This is a genomic window from Chamaesiphon sp. VAR_48_metabat_135_sub (assembly GCF_031418915.1).
Classification (GTDB): Bacteria; Cyanobacteriota; Cyanobacteriia; order Cyanobacteriales; family Chamaesiphonaceae; genus Chamaesiphon.
Genome location: NZ_JANOJV010000100.1, coordinates 1 through 2,695 on the forward strand (window position 1 = coordinate 1; position 2,695 = coordinate 2,695).

Sequence of the window (2,695 nt, forward strand, 5' to 3'; positions counted from 1 at the left end):
AGGACATCGATCGCGGAGATACTACGGGCTACGGTGCGGATTTGCTCGGTGTGGGTGGCTACTATGGTGCGGAGTTCGATGAAGATTTCGTGTTCGATCCGGTTGAGATCTTCTTGAGCGGTGAGGACGCGGACTTCCCGTTCTTTGAGTTCGGGGGTGATGTAGCGTTCTTCGTTGGTGAGGGTCTGTTTGCGGATGTAGTCGGCGGGTACTTGGTCGGCTTTGAGGCGGGAGATGCTGATATAGTAGCCGAAGGTTTTATTGAATCCGACTTTGAGATTGGCGATGCCCGTGCGTTCCCGTTCGATCGATTCTAGGTTGGCAATCCACTGAAGATCGCCACTGGCTGAGAGCCGCATTTCGTCGAGTTGGGTGTTGACTCCAGGGCGAATTATCCCGCCTTCTTTGAGGTGAATTGGTGGATGTTCGACGAGATGGGCGGCGATATCTTGTCCCAAGGCTTCGAGTTCGGCGGGGACATGGTGCAGGGTTTTTAAAAATGGGGATTTGCCCTGGTTGGCAATCGTGGCGAGTTCGGGCAGTTTGAGGAAGGAGTCGGCGAGGGCGACTAAATCGCGGGCGTTGGCGCGTCCAGATGCGGCTTTTCCAGTCAGGCGTTCGATATCGTAGATCCGTTTGAGCAGTTGTTGGAGATCTTGGCGCAGGAAGGTATTTTCGACGAGTTCTTTGATCGTATCCTGGCGTTTACTGATACTGTGAATATCGAGTAGGGGTTGCAGGATCCAGCGACGTAATGCGCGTCCACCCATTGCGGTACAGGTTTTATCTAATGCCCACAGTAAGGAGCCTTGAAAGTTGCCGTCTCGAACGGTTTGAGTGATTTCTAAGTTCCGGCGCGACTGATGATCTAAGACGAGATAATCGCCAAGGGAATAGGTACGAAGCGGTTGGAGGGCGACGGGATTACTTTTTTGGGTGGCTTCGAGATATTCTAATAAGCCGCCAGCAGCCCGTACAGCAAGGGGAAACGGCGCACACCCCAAAGATTCTAGCGATCGCATTTTAAACGTATCCATCAGCCGTTGCTTGGCTTCTGGCAGGGTAAATGGTGCCAGGGGACGCATGGCGTAGCAGAAGCAATTCGGGAGGCTGGTAGGGAGTAAGTCAGAGGTTTCACCTGGGCGCAAGAGACGATTCAAATCTGGCGCGGCGATGGGAATCAGGATTTCCGGCGGTTGCAACCGCATTAGCTCTTGAGTGAGAACTTCTAAATCACTGCTTTGAGTAGTGAGAAATTCACCTGTAGAGATATCTGTATAGGCTAGTCCCCAATTATCGCCGACGAGGACGATCGCGGCAAGAAAATTATTCCGCCGCGATTGGAGCATTTCTTCTTCCTGAATCGTGCCCGGAGTCAGTACCCGCACAACTTCCCGCCTAACTAAACTACCTGCGGCTTCGGCGGCGGTTTCCATTTGGTCGCACAGGGCGATCGCGTAGCCTTTTTCGACTAACATGGCACAATAGCGATCGACTGCATGGTGCGGTACGCCTGTCATTGGTACCCGTCCGATTTCTTTCCCACCTTCCTTGCTAGTCAGTACCAATTCTAGTTCTCGCGCAATTGTAATTGCATCCTGAAAAAAGGTTTCAAAGAAGTCACCACAACGATACAGGAGTAAAGCATGAGGATATTGCTCCTTCACCTCGACATAGTGTTGGTACATTGGCGAGAGCTTGGATTTGTCGAGCAATCGATAGTCACCGTTGCGAATTTGGCTCTGGCTCGTGCGAATACCAGTCAAGTCGAGGATGTTGTCAGACATGAATAGGGTGGAATAGGGTGGGGACAGATCCCCGACTTCTTCAAGAAGTCGGGGATCTTGCAGTAATGGCTATTTTACTATTCGCTGCTTGTAGGGAGGAGATCGATCGTTGAAATGGCTTAGATCCCACAATTGGCGAGCTACCCTGCATGATTCCATAGAAATTAGGCGGTATGTAGCTCAATCGATCAAACAAACTATGGGGGACTCCCACAGAAGGTACGGATTGAGATTGAAGCTAGAGCAGTTAAAATAAAATATCGGGAACCAGCAATAACTAATCATTATGCAATCTCTAGACACCAGACCGCTGCTAGTTGATATCAGCCATATCACTCTTCGCCTCACCCACGCAGAGTTTGAGCAACTGTGTCAAGATAACCCAGACATGCCATTTGAGTTAACAGCTACCGGAGAATTAGTGATAATGGCACCAGCAGGATGGGAAAGCTCTGAGCGAAATATTGATTTGGCGGCTCAGGTATTTAATTGGAATCGGCAAGCTAAACTAGGTAAAGTTTTTGATTCTTCTGGTGGTTTCACACTCCCTTCTGGGGCAGTTAGATCGCCTGATGTGACTTGGATCGAAAAGTCTAAATTTGAGGGTATCTCGGCTAAAATTGCCTTCCCTCAGGTCGTTCCCGATTTTGTGATTGAGCTGAGGTCTATGAGTGATAGCTTAACCACCCTCCAATCTAAAATGTTGGAGTATCAAGCTAATGGTGTGCGGTTGGGATGGCTGATCAATCCCCAGCAACAGCAGGTGGAAGTTTATCGATTGGGGCAGCTAGTGGAAATATTGCAGTCGCCACTGAATCTTGATGGTGAAGATGTTTTAGTTGGCTGCTCGATCGATCTAAGTACGATTTTGTAAAAATATTTGATTAATGCCAACCTAATTTTCCCAA

2 protein-coding genes are annotated in these 2,695 nt (G+C 49.4%); one reads left to right on the forward strand and one right to left on the reverse strand.

Going from position 1 to position 2,695, the window contains the following annotated elements; all coding sequences use genetic code 11:
• Positions 1–1,787: DNA mismatch repair protein MutS (gene mutS / locus RMO55_RS07525; protein ID WP_310425465.1), on the reverse strand; the 1,787-nt coding region annotated here is incomplete at its 3' end.
• Positions 1,788–2,073: 286 nt separating this feature from the next.
• On the opposite strand from mutS, the gene RMO55_RS07530 reads away from it, so the two are divergent.
• The gene (locus tag RMO55_RS07530; RefSeq protein WP_310425467.1) at positions 2,074–2,661 is read left to right on the forward strand and encodes a Uma2 family endonuclease; all 588 of its coding nucleotides are present in this window, start codon (positions 2,074–2,076) and stop codon (positions 2,659–2,661) included.
• The last annotated feature ends 34 nt before the right edge of the window (positions 2,662–2,695 follow it).